2 protein-coding genes and 1 pseudogene are annotated in these 18,958 nt (G+C 73.2%); all 3 read right to left on the bottom strand.

What is annotated here, in order from left to right; genetic code table 11:
• Window positions 1-122 precede the first annotated feature (122 nt).
• Window positions 123-8,207: pseudogene (locus tag ACZ6TD_RS45820) on the bottom strand (type I polyketide synthase); the annotation flags it as partial.
• Window positions 8,208-8,228: 21 nt separating this feature from the next.
• Window positions 8,229-16,361, bottom strand: a complete 8,133-nt coding sequence (locus ACZ6TD_RS45815; protein ID WP_471347903.1) for a type I polyketide synthase — start codon at window positions 16,359-16,361, stop codon at window positions 8,229-8,231.
• A 264-nt stretch (window positions 16,362-16,625) separates the two neighbouring features.
• The gene (locus tag ACZ6TD_RS45810; protein WP_471347901.1) at window positions 16,626-18,731 is read right to left on the bottom strand and encodes a LysR substrate-binding domain-containing protein; all 2,106 of its coding nucleotides are present in this window, start codon (window positions 18,729-18,731) and stop codon (window positions 16,626-16,628) included.
• Between the last annotated feature and the right edge of the window lie 227 nt (window positions 18,732-18,958).

Genomic DNA, 18,958 nt, shown 5'->3' with positions numbered 1-18,958 from the left:
TCGTCGAGTCCGCGGAACACGGCGTCGATCCGCTGCCGGTCGTCGGGCAGGACGGTGGTGGCCAGGTACTCCGCAAGCGCCGCCGCGCTGGGATGGTCGAAGGTGATGGCGGTGGGCAGTTCGGTGCCGGCGCGCCTGGCCAGCACGTTCCGCAGCCGGACCGCGGCCAGGGAGTCCATGCCCATCTCGGCGAACGACGCGGTCGGCTCCACCTCGGCGACCGTGCGGTGGCCCAGCACCGTCGCGACGTCCTGGCGGACGACCGACAGCAGCAGGCCGGCCCGCTCGGCCCGGGTCAGGGGCGCCAGCCGTTCCGCGAGAGGGGGCTCCGGAACCTCATACGGCTCGATGTCAGGGGGCTCCGGGACGTCCGTGGCGTGCTCCCTCGCCGCGGCGCCGGCGGGCCCTCCGGCCGCGTCGCGCGCCGGCCAGTAGCGCTCGCGCTGGAAGGCGTAGGTCGGCAGATCGACGCGCCCGCCTCCGCGGCCGGCCAGGACCGAGGACCATGCGACGGGGACACCCCGGACGGAGAGTTCGGCGAGCGCTCCGGTCAGCGCGGACACCTCGTCGTGGTGACGGCGCAGCGCGGACACGACGACCGCCGAGCCGGGATCGGACAGGCTGTCCTCGGCCATGCCGGCGGCGATGCTGTCGGGTCCGAGCTCCAGGATCGCGGTGACGCCGTCGGCCTCGGCCGAGCGCACCCCGTCGGCGAAACGGACGCACCCGCGCACATGCCGCACCCAGTACTCCGGGGAACACAGCTCCTCGTCGCTCGCGACCTTGCCGGTCAGGTTGGACACCACGGGAACGGCCGGCGCCCGGTAGCGGACGCTCTCGGCGACGGTGCGGAACTCGTCCAGCATGCCGTCCAGGTGAGCGGAGTGGAACGCGTGGCTGACCCGCAGCCCGCTGGTTCTGCGTCCGGCCGAGCGCCAGTGCTCGCGGACACGGTCGACCTCGACGGCGTCCCCGGAGATCACCACGGCGGACGGTCCGTTGACGGCGGCGAGTTCGACGCCGGTGCCGAGGTCGGACACGATCTCCTCCTCGGACGCCTCGATCGCGGCCATCGCCCCGACCGCGGGCTGGGCCTGGATGAGCCGGCCCCGCGCGGCGACCAGCGCGCAGGCATCGGGCAGCGACAGGACGCCGGCGACGTGTGCCGCGGTGAGTTCGCCGATCGAATGCCCCAGGAGCAGATCGGGGGCGACTCCCCAGTGCTCCACCAGCCGGAACAGGGCCGTTTCCATCGCGAACAGGGCCGGTTGGGTGTACTCGGTGCGGTCCAGGACCTCGTCGTCGGCGTCGAGGACCACATGGCGCAGTGGCAGTGCGAGGTGGCGGTCGAACTCGGCACACACCGCGTCGAACGCGGCCGCGTACCGCGGGAACGCGCGGTACAGCGCACGTCCCATACCGGGCCGCTGGCTGCCCTGTCCGGAGAACACCATGGCGAGCCGCTGCGGCCGGGCCCGGCCGGCGCCGCCGGTGAGCTCGCCGACGGCGAGGTGGGCCAATTCGGCCAGCAGGTCTTCGCGGCTGCCGCCGACCAGCACCGCACGGTGTGCCATCAGCGACCGGCCGGTCACCAGTGACCAGGCGACATCGGCCGGGTGGTGGTCCGGGCGGTCCGTCAGCCAGGAGTGCAGGCGGGCGGCCTGGGCCCGCAGGGACGCCGCGCCACGGGCCGAGAGCACCCAGGGCACCACCGGGGTGGACACCGTGGGAGGCGCCGGCGGGGGCACGGTCTCGGCCGGGGCCTGTTCGAGGATGATGTGCGCGTTGGTGCCGCTGATCCCGAAGGAGGAGACTCCGGCCCGGCGGGGGCGGCCGGCCGACGGCCACGGCGTCGGCTCGGTCACCAGGGACACCGCGCCCGCCGACCAGTCCACATGCGGAGTGGGCTCATCGATGTGCAGCGTCCTGGGGACGACACCGTGCCGCATCGCCAGGACCGCCTTGATCACCCCGGCGGCGCCCGCGGCGGCCTGGGTGTGGCCCAGGTTGGACTTCACCGAGCCCAGCAGCAGGGGGCTTTCCCGGTCCTGGCCGTAGGTGGCCAGCAGCGCGCCGGCCTCGATCGGATCGCCGAGCGCCGTACCGGTGCCGTGCGCCTCGACCATGTCCACTTCGGCGGGGGCCAGCCGGGCGTCGGCGAGGGCCTGCCGGATGACGCGCTGCTGGGCGGTCCCGTTCGGCGCGGTCAGCCCGTTGGAGGCGCCGTCCTGGTTGACGGCCGTCCCCCGGACCACGGCCAGCACCTGGTGGCCGTTCTTCCTGGCGTCGGAGAGGCGTTCCAGCAGCAGCAGGCCGACTCCCTCGGACCAGCCCGTGCCGTCCGCCGCCGCGGCGAACGCCTTGCAGCGCCCGTCGGGGGCCAGTCCGCGCTGGCGGGAGAACTCGACGAAGGCATGCGGGGTGGACATCACGGTGACGCCACCCGCCACCGCGAGCGTGCACTCCCGGGCGCGCAGGGCCTTGGCCGCCGCGTCCAGGGCGACCAGCGCGGAGGAGCAGGCCGTGTCCATGGTGACCGCGGGCCCCTCGAGGCCCAGGGTGTAGGACAGCCGCCCGGACAGCACGCTGGCCGCGGTCCCGGTGAGCAGGTAGCCCTCGGCGTCCAGGGACCCGGGGGCGATCCCCGCGCCGTAGTCCTGGCCGTTGGTGCCCATGAACACCCCGCAGCGGCTGCCGCGCTGGGCCTCGGGGTCGATGCCCGCCCGTTCGAACAGCTCCCACGCGGACTCCAGGACGAGCCGCTGCTGCGGGTCCATGCCCAGCGCCTCACGCGGGGAGATCCCGAAGAACGCCGCGTCGAAGCGGTCGGCGTCGTGCAGGAAGCCGCCGGTGCGGGCGTAGCTGGTGCCCACCCGGTCCGGGTCGTCGTCGTACAGGCGCTCCAGGTCCCAGCCCCGGTTCCCGGGGAAGGGCGACAGCACGTCACGGGCCTCCTCGAGCAGTCGCCACAGGTCCTCGGGGGAGGACACGCCGCCGGGGAACCGGCAGGCCATCGACACGATCGCGATCGGGTCGCCGGTCGTGGCCACGGCCGTCGGCTGTTCCGCCGACTCGGTCGCCACGCCCAGCAGTTCGGCCAGCAGGTAGTCGGCGAGCGCCGCCGGGCTGGGGTGGTCGAAGACCACGGTGGTGGGCAGCCGCAGCCCCGTGCGCGCACCGAGGCGATTGCGCAGCTCGACGGCGCCCAGCGAGTCGAACCCCAGGTCACGGAATGGGCGGGTCAGGTCCGGCGAGCCGGACTCGGTGTGCCCGAGCACGGTGAGCACCTCGTCACGGACCACGTCGAGCAGCAGCCGCGGCCGCTCGGACTCGGGGCGTTCCCGCAGCCGTTCCGCCAGCGCGGAGGGCCGCTGTGCCGAGGTGTCGGAAGCCCGGCGTGCCGGGGCCCTGACCAGTCCGCGCAGCAGGGCGGGCAGGGTGCCGGCGCCTGCCTGTGCGCGCAGCGCGGAGAGGTTCAGGCGCACCGGTGCCGTCACCGGGTGGCCGGTGCGCAGCGCGGTGTCGAACAGGGCCAGCCCGTGGTCCGCGGTCAGCGGGTCGATCCCCGCGCGGGCGAGTCGTGCGAGGTCCGCCTCGGCGAGGTGGGCGGTCACACCGCCGCGCTCGGCCCACAGGCCCCACGCCATCGACACGCCCGGAAGGCCCTGTGCGCGCCGGGTCTGCGCGAGAGCGTCGAGGAAGGCGTTGGCCGCCGCGTAGGCGCCCTGTCCGGCGTTGCCCACGAGGCCGGAGTACGAGGAGAACAGCGCGAAGACCTTCAGGTCCGCGCCCCTGGTGAGCTCGTGGAGGTTGACCGCGGCCCGCACCTTCGGGCGGTAGACCCGTGCCACCTGATCGTCCGTCATCGAGGTGATGACGGCGTCGTCGACGACTCCGGCCGCGTGCACGACGGCCGTCAGCGGCCGGTCGGCGGGCAGGGACGCGAGCAGTGCGGCGAGTGCGCCGCGGTCGGCGGCGTCGCAGGCCGCGATGGTGACCTCGGCCCCCATGGACTCCAGCTCGGCGCGCAGCCGGGCGGCGCCCTCGGCGGTCTCACCACGACGGCCGGTCAGCAGCAGGTGCCGGACCCCGTGTTCGGCGACGAGGTGTCGTGCGACGAGTGATCCCAGCGCACCGGTTCCGCCCGTGATCAGCGCGGTCCCGGTGAGGGCCGGCGGGGTGCCGTCCACGGCGGGCGTGGCGACGAGCCGCGGTACGCGGGCGCTGCCCTCGGTGAGGACGATCTGCGGCTCACCCGAGGCGAGCGCGCCCGGCAGTGCGCGCACGGACGCTTCGGTGCCGTCGAGGTCGACGAGGACGAACTGGTCCGGGTGTTCGGTCTGGGCGGTGCGCACCAGCCCCCACACCACGGCCTGGGCGGTGTCCCGGAGTTCGGTGCCGCCGTACACGGCCCGGCGGGTGAGGAAGACCAGCCGCGCGCCGGCGGGGTGTTCCTCGGCGAGCCACGACTGGAGGAGGTTCAGCGCCCGCGAGGTGACCTCCTGTGCCCGGGCGGCGATGTCCTCCTCTTCGTGGCCGGGACCGAAGGCGGCGAACACCACGTCCGCCTGCCCGTCCGCCGTGGGCGGTTGCCCGATGCCGGGGTGGACGGCGCGGAGCCCGTGCTCGTCCTCGCCGTCCAGGGCCCAGCGGCCCGCTTCCGCGGCGGGCAGCCGCGTGACCGTCCACTCCAGTCGGTGGAGCGGCGCGTGGTGCCGGGCCCGTGCGGTGTCCACCGCCGCGAGCGTCACGGACTCGACGGTGTACACGGGCTGACCGGCACCGTCCGTGATCCGCAGCGCGTAGGTGTGCTCGCCGAGCGGCAGCAGATGGACGCGGACCGACGCGGCACCGGCGGCGTGCAGCCGTACGCCGTGCCACAGGACGGGGGTCTCGTCCCCGGCGGCCACCAGGCTCAGCGCCGCACCGACCAGTTCCGGGTGCAGACCGTACGGCTCCGCCTCGCCCTCCTGCTCCGGACCGGCCTCCGCGAACAGCTCTCCCCCGGCGCGCCAGGCCCGCGCCAGCAGGGGGGATGAGCCGTCCTGCAGGGTCACCGCCTCGGCGTCGGCCGGTGGCCACCGGGTGAGACCGGCCCCGGTGTCCGGGGACGCGGCGCCGGCGCTCGCCGTCGCGTTGCGGGTCCACGGTGTCGCCTCGTCCGGCTGCGAGAACACGTCGATGGTGCCGTCGGCGTCCACGCGCACCTGCACCCGGAGGACGCCGGAGTCGGGCAGCCGTGGCGGGGCCACCTGGCGCAGGACGTCGACGCGGTCGAAACCGGCCTCTGCCGCGGTGTGCACCACCAGTTCCAGCAGTGCGGCATCCACACCGGCGGGATCGGCCAGCCACGGATGCGCACCGGCGGACAGCACACCGGTGAACACGGTGCCACCCTGGTCCGCCAAGCGCACCGCGGCGCCCAGCAGCGGGTGGTCCACGGCCGTCATGCCCGCGGTCCGCACATCCGCCGCGCCACCGCTCGGCAGCCAGTAGGGGCGGTGCTGGAAGGCGTAGGTCGGCAGATCGACGGGTCCGTGTCCGGCCCCGGCGAACACCGTGGCCCAGTCGACCGCGACGCCGTGCGCGTGCAGGGCGGACAGCGAGCCGAGGAAGCAGTCGGACTCGTTCCGCTCACGCCGGAGGGTGCCCTGGACCGCCGCCCCGGCGCCGGCGTCGTCGACGGTCTCCTGGATGCCGACCAGCAGCACCGGGTGCGGGCTGCACTCCACGAAGGTGTCGAAGCCGGCCGCCAGCAGCGCCCGGGTGGCCGGCTCGAACTGGATGGGGCTGCGAAGGTTGCGGTACCAGTACTCCCCGGTCAGCTCGGCCGGGTCGATCCAGTCCCCGGTCACGGTGGACATGAACGCCGTGGCCGTGGCGGTCGGCCGGACCGGGGCGAGCAGCTCCGCCACACGCTCCCGGATCGTCTCGACGTGGGCGGAGTGGGACGGGTAGTCGATGGGCACCCGCCGCGACCAGACGCCCTCCGCCGACAGGGCGGACTCCAGCCGGGCGAGCGCGGGGAGATCGCCCGCGACCACGGTGGACGTGGGGCCGTTGAGCGCGGCCACGCTCACCCGCTCCAAGCCCTCCAGGCGGGACCGGACCTCGTCCAGGGGCAGGTTGATCGAGAGCATGCCGCCGTGGCCGGACAGTCCCTCGGCGATGGCCTTGCTGCGCAGCGCGACCGCGCGGGCGGCGTCCTCGAGGGACAGCGCGCCCGCGACGACCGCGGCGGCCATCTCGCCCTGTGAGTGGCCGATCACCGCGTCCGGCACCACCCCGACGGACTTCCACAGCGCCGCCAGCGAGACCATCACCGCGAACAGGACCGGCTGCAGGACCTCGGTCCGGTCGAACTCCCCGGAACGCACCACGTCGATGAGCGCGAAGTCCACGTGGGGGGCCAGGGCGCGCTCGCAGTCGGCCATCGCCCGGGCGAAGACCGGCGAGGTCCGAAGCAGGTCCACCGCCATCCCCGCCCACTGCGGGCCCTGCCCCGGGAAGACGAACACGATCTTGCGTGGGCCCGCCGTGGCGCGCGTGGCGGTGGAATCGGGCTCGTCGCGGGCCAGTGCGGCCAGCCCCGCGCGGAGTTCCCGCGCCGACCGGCCGAGCAGCACGGCGCGGTGGTCGAACGCGGTCCTGGCGAGGGCGAGCGAGGCGCCGAACGCGGTGAGGTCCGCGTCGTCGGTCAACGCCGCCGACAGCCGGCCTGACTGCGCCCTCAGCGCCTCCGGGGTGCGTCCGGACACCACCAGCGGCACGCTGGTCAGGGTCAGCGGTGCCGTGGCCGGCACGGGCTCCGCCGGTTCGGCCGCGGGTGCCTGCTCGATGATGGCGTGGGCGTTGGTGCCGCTGATGCCGAACGAGGACACCGCGGCGCGGCGCGGGCCCCGGGTGTCCGGCCAGGGCGCGGGCTCGGTGAGCAGCCGGACCGCGCCGCTGTCCCAGTCCACCAGCGGTGTGGGCCGGTCGACGTGCAGCGTTCTCGGCAGTTGGCCGTGCTGGAGGGCCATCACCATCTTGATGACGCCACCGACCCCGGCCGCGGCCTGGGAGTGGCCGATGTTGGACTTCAGCGAGCCGAGCAGCAGGGGGTGCTCACGGTTCTGTCCGTAGGTGGCCAGCACGGCCTGGGCCTCGATGGGGTCGCCCAGCCTGGTGCCGGTGCCGTGTGCCTCGAGGGCGTGCACATCGGCCGGGGACAGGCCGGCGCTCGCCAGCGCGGCGCGGATCACCCGCTCCTGCGACGGGCCGTTGGGAGCGGTGAGCCCGCTGCTCGCGCCGTCCTGGTTGACCGCCGTCGAGCGGATCAGGGCCAGTACCCGGTGGCCGTGGCGACGCGCGTCCGACAGCCGCTCCAGCACCAGCACCCCGACCCCCTCGGACCAGCCCGTGCCGTCCGCCGCCGCGGCGAAGGACTTGCACCGGCCGTCCGGGGACAGCCCCCGCTGCCGGGAGAACTCCACGAAGGTGCCGGGCGTGGCCATGACGGTGACACCGGCGGCCAGCGCCAGCGAACACTCACCGCCGCGCAATGACTGCGCGGCCAGGTGCATCGCCACCATCGACGAGGAGCAGGCCGTGTCCACGGTGACCGCCGGCCCCTCGAAGCCGAAGGTGTAGGCGATGCGACCGGACAGCACACTGGCAGTGGTACCGGTCAGCCGGTGCCCGTCGACCGCGCCCGCGGTGTGTTCCAGCGGCGGTCCGTAGTCGTGGTACATCACTCCGGCGAAGATTCCGGTGCGGCTGCCGCGCAGTGTGCCCGGGACGAGACCGGCGCGTTCCAGCGCCTCCCAGGACGCCTCCAGCAGCAGCCGCTGCTGCGGATCCATGGCCAGTGCCTCACGCGGGCCGATGCCGAAGAAGTCGGCGTCGAACCCGGCCGCGTCGTGCAGGAACCCGCCCTGGTCGCAGTAGGACGTCCCGGGGTGCGAGGGGTCCGGGTCGAAGAGCTCGGTCAGCCGCCAGCCCCGGTCGGCCGGGAACCCGGTGACGGCGTCGCCTCCCCGCGCGACCAGATCCCACAGGTCCTCGGGCGAGCGGACGCCACCGGGGTAGCGGCAGCTCATTCCCACGATCGCCAAGGGCTCACTCGCGGCGGCGGCGAGCTCGTGGTTCTTCCTGCGCAACCGCTGGACCTCGCGGAGGCTGTCGCGCAACGCGTCGGTGACCGCGGCGGCGGATGATTCGCTCATCGGTGTCGTCTCCCGGCTCGCTCAGGATTCCAGGCTGCGACGGGCCAGCCTGACCAGGTCGTCCGCGTCCAGCTCGTCGAGGCCGTCCAACTCGTCGAGACCGTCCAGTTCGTCGAGGCCGCCCGGTTCATCGGCGCCGTCCGGCCGGTGGGGGCCTGCCGGTTCGTCGCTGCCGGCCTGGGCGGAGGACTCGGCCACCAGCGTGAGAAGGGGGTCCAGCAGACCCGCGGTGCGCAGACGTGCCACCGGCAGCGTGGCCAGAGCCCTGCGCAACGCCACTTCGTCCACCGGCTCCGGTGCGGCGGGCTCCATCTTCTGGGCGATCAGGGCGGCCAGCCGGTTCGGAGTCGGGTGGTCGAAGACGACCGTGGGGGTCAGGGTGAGTCCGGTGACCCGGTTGAGCCGGTTGCGCAGGTCGACGGCGATCAGTGAGTCCACGCCCAGTTCCCGGAAGCCGCGATCGAGGTCGATCACCTCGTCGGGGCCCTGACCGAGGCAGCCGGCCAGTTCCCGCCGTACCAGGTCGAGTGGGGACGCGTCCCGCTCGGGCCGCGTCCTCGATGCCGCCGGAACCAGGCCACGGGACAGTGGCCCCGGGTCGTCGGACACGGACCGCGGCTGTCCGGCCTTCCGGCCCACCGCCACCAGCAGCGGGGTGTCCCGTCGCAGCGCGGTGTCGAACAGCGCCAAGCCGTCCTCGGTGGACAGCGTTGGCATGCCGATGTCCGCCAGCCGGTCGAGGTCGGCGCGGGACAGCTCGGCGGCCATGCCCGTGTGCTCCCACGGAGCCCATGCGAGCGAGGTGGCGGGCAGCCCCTGGGCCGCGCGGTGCTGGGCCAGGGCGTCCAGAAACGTATTGCCGGCGGCGTAGTTCGCCTGCCCGGCCGCACCGAGGACGCCGGAGGCCGAGGAGAACAGCACGAACCCGTCGAGAGCGAGGTGCCGGGTCAACTCGTGGAGGTGCCAGGCCCCGTCCACCTTCGGACGCAGTACCGATGACAGCCGCTCGGTGGTCAGCCCGGAGATCACGGTGTCGTCCAGGACGCCTGCCGCGTGCACCACCGCGGTGAGCGGATGCTCGGCCGGGATCGAGGCCAGCAGCCCGGCCACCGCATCGCGGTCGGTGATGTCGCAGGACCGCCGGCTGACCCCGGGGCCGAACTCCTCCGGGTTCACCGGCCGCCTGCCGACCAGCACCAGGTGGCGCATGCCGTGCTCGGTGAGCAGCCGATGGGCGACCAGCCGGCCGAGCCCCCCGGACGCGCCGGTGATCAGCACGGTGCCGTCGGGGTTCCATCCACGGGAGGCGGCGGGCGCGGGTCCGCGGGTCAGCCGAGGGGCGAGGAGTGTTCCCGCACGCACCGCCAACTGCGGCTCGTCCGGCGGCAGCACGTCCAGGACGGCCCGCGCCGCTTCGACGTCCACGTCCAGGTCGAGCAGGACGAACCGGCCGGGGTGCTCACGCTGCGCGGTACGCACCAGGCCCCACACCGGGGACTGCGCGAGGCCCGGAACCTCCTCGCCGTTCCGGGTGGCCACCGCCGACCGCGTCACCAGCACCAGCCGAGCCGGGGCGAACCGCTCGTCAGTGATCCACGAGCGCACCAGTTCCAGCACCCGACCGGCGATCGCGTGGGCGGCGCCGGGCAGGGTCGGGTCCGCTTCCGAGGGCACCGGCACCACCACGAGATCCGGACGCTCCTCCGCGCAACCGGAGAGATCGCCGTTGTCCGGTACGGCGACGCGGTACGTCATGGACGCCGGGGCGACCGGCGCCCAGTCGACCGTCAGGAACGGATCGCCGTGCGCCACGGGTCCTGCGGTACGGACACTCAGCGCCTCGACGTCGGCGACCGCTCCCCCGGCGGTGTCGGTGATCCTCAGCGACACCGTGTCCTCACCCGTGCGTCTGATGTGGGCCCGGACGGCGGCGACACCGGTGGCGTGGACGACCGTCTTCCGCCAGGAGAACGGCAGCTTCGCGCCGTCGAAGAGGCCGAGCGCACCGGCACCGTGCAGACACGCGTCGAGCAGCGCCGGATGCAGCGCGAACTCGCCGGCCCGGCCCGCGAGGTCCACGTCCAGTTCGACCTCGGTGATCACCTCGTCGTCGGCGCGCCAGACACGGCGTACGTGGCGGAACCGCGGACCGTACTCCAGCCCGCACCGGGCCAGGCCGCGGTAGAGGTCCCGCGTGGACAGCTCGACGGCGGACACCGGCGGCCAGTGGCCGAGGACCCGCTGGGCGGCGTCCGGCGCGGGGACGAGGGTGGCGGTCGCATGCCGTGTCCACTCGGCATCGCCGTCCGCCGGCCTGGAGTGCACGCTCAGCGCACGGCGCCCCTCGGCGTCCTCCTCCCGCACGCCTACCCGGAGTTCGACGCTCTCGTGGGGCCGCAGCGCGAGTGGCGCCAGCATCACCAGTTCCTCGACGGTGCGACAGCCCGTCACGTCACCGGCGTGCACGGCCATCTCGAGGAAGGCGGTGGCCGGGACGAGCACGGTGCCGCCCACGACGTGGTCGGCCAGCCACGGATGCGTGTGCGTGGACAGCACACCGGTGAACTCCACGGCGTCGCCTTCGGGCTGCGCGATCCGCGCGCCGAGCAGCGGATGCCCGGCCGGGCGCAGCCCGACCGCGCCCGGCGAGGACCCGGCGCCGGGAGGCTGGTCCAGCCAGTAGCGCCTGCGCTGGAACGGATAGGTGGGCAACTGCGTGCGTCGTGCCGAGGTGCCGTCGAACACCGCTGCCCAGTCGAGGGCGACACCGTGTGCGTACAGCCTCGACACCGCCTCGGTGAGCGTGGCCACCTCCGGGCGGTCACGGCGCAACGCGGGCACGAACCGCGCGTCCCCGTCGACGCACTCCGGCCCGAGCGTCGTCAGCACGGCATCCGGCCCGAGCTCCAGGAAGTCCGTGACGCCGTGGTCGTAGAGCCACCGCACGCCGTCGCCGAACCGCACGGCCGCGCGCACATGCCGCACCCAGTACTCCGGGGAGCACAGCTCGCCGTCGGCGGCCACCCGGCCGGTCACATTGGACACGATGGGGATCGTCGGCGCGTGGAACGTCAGCTTCTCCGCGACCGCGTGGAAGTCGGCGAGCATGGGCTCCATATGGGCGGAGTGGAAGGCGTGGCCGACCCGCAGCCCGCGCGTGCGGCGGCCGCGCTGCTCCCAGTACCGAAGCTGCCCGGTGACGGCCCGCTCGTCCCCGGCGATCACCACGGCCCGCGGTCCGTTGACGGCGGCGATCTCCACGTGCCCGTCCGCCTCTGGCAGTCGGGCCAGCACCTCCTGCTCGGTCGCCGCGATCGCGGCCATACAGCCACCACCCGGAAGCGCCTGCATCAGCTTGCCGCGCGCGGCCACCAGCGTCACGGCGTCGGCCAGACCGAGCACACCGGCCACATGCGCGGCGGCGAGTTCACCGATGGAGTGCCCCACGAGGTAGTCGGGACGCAGTCCCCAGCTCTCGACCAGCCGGAACAGCGAGACCTCGATCGCGAACAGCGCCGCCTGGGTGTAAGCGGTCCGGTCGAGCAGATCCGATCCGTCGAACACCACCGCCTTCAGCCCGGCATCGAGGTGCTCATCGAATCCGGCGCACACGCGTTCGAACGTCTCGGCGAACACCGGGTACCGGGCGTGGAGTTCCGCCGCCATCCGGCCGCGCTGGCTTCCCTGGCCGGTGAAGAGGAAGGCGAGTGCGCCGGCCGACGCCGTGCACACGTCGTCGGCCTCGAGGGAGCCCAGCGCCGCGAGGAGCGTGTCGCGGTCCCCGCCGACGACGACCGCGCGGTGCTGCCGGTGCTGCCGGGTGGTGGCCAGCGAGAAGGCGACGTCGTCCGGGGCGGCCCCGGCCAGCGCCACGGCCAGTCGCCGTGCCTGGTCGACCACCGCCTGCCCGGTGTGCCCGGACAGCAGCAGCGGCATGGTGCCGCCGCTGTCGGGCGTGCGGTCCGGACCGGGTCCGGGGACGCCCTCGACGACGATGTGGGCGTTGGTCCCGGAGATGCCGAACGAGGAGACGGCGGCGCGGCGCGGGCGGCCGCGCGACGGCCACGGTGCGGCCTCGGTCAGCGGGCGCACCGCTCCCGCCGTCCAGTCCACGTGCGCGGTCGGGTCGGTGATGTGCAGGGTCTTCGGCGCGATGCCGTGCCGCATGGCCTGCACCATCTTGATGACCCCGGCGATCCCGGCGGCGGCCTGCGTATGGCCGATGTTCGACTTGAGCGAGCCGAGCAGCAGGGGGTGTTCCCGGTCCTGGCCGTAGGTGGCGAGGATGGCGTGCGCCTCGATCGGATCGCCCAGCACGGTGCCCGTGCCGTGCGCCTCGACCACGTCGACATCGTCCGGCGCCAGCCGGGCCTGGGCCATGGCCTGGCGGATGACCTCCTCCTGTGCCGGCCCGCTGGGCGCCGTGAGCCCGTTGGAGGCCCCGTCCTGGTTGACGGCGGTGCCGCGGATCAGCGCGAGAACGTCATGGCCGTTGCGCCGGGCGTCGGACAGGCGCTCCAGCACGAGCACACCCAGCCCTTCGGCCCAGCCGGTGCCGTCGGCCCGAGCGGAGAACGCCTTGCAGCGCCCGTCCGGTGAGAGACCGCCCTGACGGCTGAACTCCACGAACATGCCCGGGGACGACATCACGGTCACACCGCCGGCCAGGGCGAGCGAGCACTCCCCCTGCTGGAGTGACCGGACGGCGAGATGCACGGCCACCAGCGAGGACGAGCACGCGGTGTCCACGGTGACGGCGGGCCCCCGCAGGCCGAGTGTGTAGGCCACGCGACCGGACAGCAGGCTCGTGCTCGTACCGGTGAGCAGGAACCCTTCGGCACCGTGCGCCGTTTCGTGCAGGCGCGGCCCGTAGTCCTGGGCCGTCGCGCCGACGAACACTCCGGTCCGGGTGGCGCGCAGGCTCTCGGGAACGATTCCCGCCCGTTCGAGCGCCTCCCACGTGCCCTCCAGCAGGAGGCGCTGCTGCGGGTCCATGGCCGTGGCCTCGCGCGGGGAGATGCCGAAGAAGGCCGCGTCGAACTGGTCGATGCCGTCGATGAATCCGCCCTGCCGGGTGGCGGTGCTGCCGGGGGCGACCTGCCAGCCCCTGTCGGTGGGGAAGTCGCTGATGGCGTCGCGTTCCCCCATCACCAGGTCCCACAGGTCCTCGGGCGAGGTCACCGAGCCGGGAAGCCGGCAGCTCATGGCGACGACGGCGATGGGGTCGTCCGTCGCCGTCGGGACGGCGGCGACCGCTGTCCGGGCGGCCCGGGGACGCTCACCGCCCAGCCGGTCGGCAAGGTGTTCGGCCAGCGCGGCGGGGGTCGGATGGTCGTACAGCACGGCGGACGAGAGCGCCAGGCCGGTCGCCGCGACGAGCCGGTTGCGCAGTTCGACGGAGGTCAGCGAGTCGAAGCCCAGGTCACGGAACGTCTCCGTCACGGTCAACGACCGCGGATCGTCCCGGCCGAGCAGTACGGCGCCGTGCTCACGCACCAGGTGCAACGCGGCCTCACGTCGCTGCTCCGCTGTCTGCCGCGACGCCCGCGGTGTCCCCGCGGCCGACTCGTGAGCCGACTCGTCGGTCGGCTCGCCGGGCCAGTACCTGCTGCGCTGGAACGCGTAGGTGGGCAGGTCCACCGGCCGGCCGTCCGGGAATGCGGGCCGCCAGTCCACCTCCACCCCCCGCACATGGGCCTCGGCGACCGACCGCAGGAAGCGCCCGATACCACCGTCGTCACGGCGCAGCGAGCCCACGACGACGGCCTGGGGCCCGGCGGTCTCCTGGACCGGCATGACCAGGGCCGGATGCGGGCCGCACTCGATGAACCCGGTGAAGCCCTCGGCGTCCAGCGCGCGCACACCGGCCTCGAACCGCACGGTCTCCCGCAGATTGCGGTACCAGTAGGCGGCGTCGAGTTCGGTGCCGTCGGCCCAGTCCCCGGTGACGGTGGAGAGCAGCGGGACCACGGAGCGGGTGGGGCGGATGGCGGCCAGCTCATCGAGCAATGCCGACCGGATGTCGGCCACGTGCGGGGAGTGCGAGGCGTACTCGATGGGCACCGTGCGCACCCACACTCCCCGGGCCGACAGGGACTCCAGAAGTTCCCGCACCGGCTCGGCGTCGCCGGACACCACGACCGAACGTGGGCCGTTGACCGCCCCGATCGTGACACCGTGCGGCAGCAACGGCTCGACCTCGGCCGCGGGCAGGGCGACCAGGCCCATGCGGCCCCTGTCCTTGATCGCGTCGACAACCCTGCTGCGCGACACCACGACACGTGCGGCGTCCTCGAGGCTGAGCGCTCCGGCCACGCAGGCGGCGGCGATCTCGCCCTGCGAATGCCCGATCACCGCGTCCGGCCGCACTCCGTGGGATCGCCACAGTTCGGCCAGCGACACCATGACCGCGAAGGTGGCCGGCTGCACGACATCGTCACGGGCCATCGGTTCGCGCAGTACATCGAACAGATCCCAGTCGACGAACCGGGACAGTGCCCGTGCGCACTCCCGCATCCGGGCGGCGAAGACCGCCGACTCCTCCAGCAGTGCCCGTCCCATACCGGACCACTGGGAGCCCTGACCGGGAAAGACGAAGACGGTCCGCCCCGGATCCCGCGCCGTTCCGAGCACGGGTCCCGGCCGCTGCTCCTGGAGTGCCGCCAGCTCCTGCCGGTCGAAGACCACGGCGCGGTGTTCGAGGGGCGTACGCGTGGTGGCCAGCGAGTATCCGACGTCGGCGGGCGGCAGATCGTGGTCGTCCAGGTGGCCGAGGAGGCGTTCCGCCTGGCCGCGCAGCGCCTGCCGGGTGCGGGCGGACAGGACCCACGGCGTCACCACCGGGGGTTCACCGGGCGGCGGTGGCTCGACGGAGGGCGGCTCGGCGAGCACGACGTGGCAGTTGGTGCCCCCGATACCGAAGGAGCTGACCCCCGCCACCAGCGCCCGGTCCTCGTCCGGCCAAGCGGTGGTCTCGGTCTGTACCCGCAGGTTCAGCTCGGACAGCGGGATCGCCGGGTTGGGCCGGGCGAAGTTCAGGCTCGCGGGCAGCCGGCGGTGGGTGAGGGCCAGTATCACCTTGAGCAGCCCGGCGATTCCGGCCGCGCCTTCGAGGTGACCGATGTTGGTCTTCACCGAGCCGACCCGCAAGGGCGTGTCCTCCGGCCGTTCGGAGCCGAGTGCCGCTCCCAGCGCGGCCGCCTCGACCGGGTCACCGGCCCTGGTCCCGGTGCCGTGCAACTCGACGTACTGCACGGCACCGGGTTCGACTCCCGCGGCCCGGTAGGCGGCGCGCAGCACCTCGGTCTGTATCGCGCGGTCCGGTGTGGTCAGATCCGCCTGACCGGCACCGTCGTTGTTGACGGCGCTGCCGAGGATCACGCCGTGCACGCGGTTCCCGTCCAGCAGCGCGTCGGCGAGCGGCCTGAGCACGATCATGGCGCCGCCCTCGCCGCGCACATAGCCGTTCGCCCGTTCGTCGAAGGTGTAGCAGCGGCCGTCCGGGGAGAGGACGCCGAGCGCGTCGACCGCCCTCGCGGAGGCCGGGGCGAGGTTGAGGTTGACGCCGCCCACGAAGGCGTGGTCGACCTCTCCGCGGCGGATGCTGTCACAGGCCAGGTGCACCGCCACGAGGGAGGAGGACTGCCCCGAGTCGACGGTGATGCTCGGGCCGCCCAGCCGCAGCAGGTGCGACACCCGGTTGGCGATCATGGAGCGGTGGGTGCCCGTCAGGGTGTAGCGGTCCTCCGCCGTGCGGCGGGCCCGGGTGAGGGCGGACCAGTCGTCGGACGACACCCCCAGGTACACACCCGAGCGGCTGTCGCGACGGGGGTCCGCCACGAACCGTGCGGACTCCATGGCCTCCCAGGCCAGTTCGAGCGCGAGCCGCTGCTGTGGATCCATCGCGGCCGCCTCGGCCGCGGTGACTCCGGCGAACTCGGCGTCGAAGTGGCCCACTTCGGAGAGGAAGCCGCCTGATTCGACGGCCTGTTCGGCGCTCCAGCGCCCGTGCGCGGTCCCGTCGACCGCATGGCTCCCGGCACTGAGCAACCGCCAGAATTCCTCCGGGTTCCGGCCGCCGGGGAGACGGCAGGCAATACCTGTGATCGCGATCGGCACCGACGCGTGAGCGCCCGTGGAAGGCGCGACGGACACAGCCAACCTTTCCTCCCCGCGAGACAGGACAAGCGGCGGGAGGACTTCGTCCGGAAAATGCTTCCCATGCGAGCGGAATGCCGCAGGGCGAAACCAGATCCATCGCCGAGTCATTGGCAGCGACAGGTTTTCGCCGCCTTGACCGGAGACGCTAATCAGCTCGGTGATCGCCCGGAAGGCAACTGGCATCGATCACGACCATCCGCGCCATGGATACCGGACGTATCGCATAAACAGCCCACATCCGGTACACGAAGCGTGGGGTCACAGCCGTGCTGCCATCTCCTGGATACGCTCGCGCAGCCAGCGGTGCGCCGGATCCGCGGTGTGCCGGGGATCCCAGTACATCGCTTCCGTCAGCTCCCCCACCGGCTCCAGGGGCACCGCCCGCAGGCCCATCGCAGGCCCCAGCCGCTCGAAGAGCCGTCGGGGGATCACCGCGACCATCCGGGTGCCGGACACGAGGCAGGCCGCGCCGACGAAGGTGTCGCTCATCGCCACGGTCCGGCCGGACACGCCGCCTTCGCCTAGGGTGAAGCCCGACAGCGGCGTGGCCTGCGAGCCGATCCCGATACCGGGCAGGCCGGCCAGTTCCTCCAGGCTCAGGCTCGGGCCCACATCGGGATGGTCACCGTCGACGACAGCGACCAGCTCGTCCGGGGGCAGATCGCCGCGGGAGAACGACGTCAGCTCGTCGGCCAGCGCGTTCGGCGGCCAGATCAGCAGGTCGGACTGGCCACGGCGTAACCGGTCGAACATGCCGGTGTGCACCCCGGTGACGCTGACCCGCACATCCGGGGCCGCCTCGCTGAGCTCGCTGAGCAACGGACGCAGCATCACTATGGTCACGTAGTCATCGGCGACCAGGTTGAAGGTTCGGGTGCTGGTGGCCGGATCGAACTCCTCCGTACGGTCCAGGACCCCGTACATCCCGCCCAGGAGCTCCTTGACCGGGTCGACCAGTGAGTCCGCGAGCGGGGTGAGGACCATCGTCCGCCCGGCCCTGACCAGCAGCGGATCGTTGAAGTGCCGCCGCAGCTTCGCAAGTGCCGTGCTCATCGCGGGTTGACTGACGGAGACCCGCTCGGCGGCCCTGGTGACACTCCGCTCCGAAAGGAGCGCGCTCAGCGGGACCAGAAGGTTCAGGTCGATCTTGGTGGGCCGATCCGTCACCACGGGCGGCAGGCTCCGCTCGGCCGAGGACGCCGGCCGGCTCCCCCGCTGCCCATGGGCGGCCATACGCAAGAAGAAGTCGCCGATGTTCCGCACGCCGCCCGGATCGGTCCCCGCATCGGGGTTTCCCTCCAACTCCCTGACCATGGACGCCGCACGCTCACGCATCGTCTTCTCGTACCCGGCGATCGCCGCCGTAAGGTCGTCACCGGCCCCGATGACGGCACGGGCGAGGTCGGCGGCATCCCGCATGGCGAGATTGACACCCCAGCAGAATGACACCATGCCGTGGGCGGCATCACCCAGCAGGGTGCGGCCCGGTGTGGTCGGCCAACTGGTGCCGGCGGGAAGGCCGTAGAGCGGGCGGGGCACGATCGCGTCATCGCAGTGGCGGACGAGGTCCGTCAGTTGTGGGGCCCAGTCGGTGAAGTGCTCCAGGATCGCGGCGCGTGCCCGCTCGGGCCGGTCGTAGGGGATGCCGTTCGTAGTCAGCCAGTCCTCGGGAACGCGGAAGGCGATGTGGATGCGCAGGCGGCCATCGCCGTCCCGCTGCGCCATCAGGCCCTTGTCGTCCTGGAGCGCGAACATGTTGCCGCGGCCCACGAGTGCGGCCAGGGCCGGCTGGGTGCGGTGGGCCTCGGGGACACCGATCTCGATGCAGCTGATCCCGGAGTACACGGGCTCGGCCTCGGTGAGCGTCGGACGGACACGGGACCAGAGGCCGTCCGCTCCGATGAGCAGGTCGCAGGTATCCACCGCACCGCCGTCGAAGTGGAGTTCGTGGCGGTCGCCCTCCAGGGCGGTGACGGTGCCGAGGCTGTGGCCCCAGCGAATGCTGTCGGGCGCCAGGCCGTCGAGGAGCATCTCGCGCAGGGCGCGGCGGCCGATCTCCGGCCGGCCCGTGTCGCCTTCGGGGGTGACGTCCTGGGGATGGACCGTGGCGTCCTTGCCGAGGATCTTCACATCCAGCCCCCTGGGGCGGGCCTGGGCCCAGAACTCGTTCTCCAGCCCCGCCTCGCGCAGTGCGTGGAGGCCGTACTCGGGGTGCAGGTCGAGGGCGCCGCCCTCGTCGCGGGCGGCCTCGGCGGACTCGCGCTCGTACACGACCGCGTCGATGCCGCCTGCCTGAAGAATGCGCGCGAGGGTGAGGCCACCCGGGCCACCGCCGACGATCGCGATACGGGGGGTGGTGTTCATGACCAAGGAGTCCTTCTCAGACAGCTGGGCGTGTGCGGCAGGATATTCGGAACCATCGCCGAATTCCCCGGCGTTGTCGCTGGTGAAATAGACAGTCTTTCCAGGGCGGCGCTGGGAATACTCGACGGTCCCACCGTTCGGGCCAACGTGGATCCGGCCGGTCAGTGAGCACAACGTCCCGTCGTGGCTTCCTGGCGGGCACGACACGCCCGACCTGCGCACCCGCC

The organism is Streptomyces yongxingensis, assembly GCF_055597465.1.
The sequence above is the reverse complement of the archived record's forward strand: the minus strand, read 5'-3'. Positions and strand labels throughout refer to the sequence as shown.

What these genes read in the sequence shown, in the direction of transcription:
- ACZ6TD_RS45810 (WP_471347901.1), bottom strand. Translation starts at nt 18,731, where the DNA reads ATGAACACCACCCCCCGTATCGCGATCGTCGGCGGTGGCCCGGGTGGC.